The organism is Flavobacterium sp. UGB4466 (assembly GCF_903469665.1).
Lineage (GTDB): Bacteria > Bacteroidota > Bacteroidia > Flavobacteriales > Flavobacteriaceae > Flavobacterium > Flavobacterium lipolyticum.
In genome coordinates, this window is sequence record NZ_CAGKLC010000280.1 from 1 (window position 1) to 407 (window position 407).

The window sequence follows — 407 nt, forward strand, 5'->3', positions numbered from 1 at the left end:
CTTCAGGAAGGTATCTACTACCACTGGCTGGCAGAAGATTCCGGTTCGCTTTATTTTGAGCAGACCTCCTACAGGGTACGAGCCAAAGTGTTGGATATAGAAAAGTTAAAAGGAGCTTATGATGATTTAACAGCCAGACATGCTGTTTTACGCAGTAGTTTCAGTACTGAATATGCGGGGAGATCTTTGCAAATTGTAAGGAAAGAAGTAGCGAGTAATTTTACTTATCAGAAGCTTGATGACGAGGTACAGCTTGGACTGATCAAGCAACAGGACAGGGAAAGAGGTTTTGATTTAAACAGTGGTTCTCAGATGCGTCTGCAGGTTGTTGATCTGTCGCAAGGGGAGTATGAGTTTATCTGGAGCCATCATCATATCCTGATGGACGGTTGGTGTGTAAGTGTGCT

General features: G+C 43.5%; 1 protein-coding gene. It reads left to right on the plus strand.

The features are described 5' to 3' along the window. On the plus strand, positions 1–407 hold a 407-nt coding region (locus tag JO950_RS22055), incomplete at both ends, for a condensation domain-containing protein (protein ID WP_202704557.1).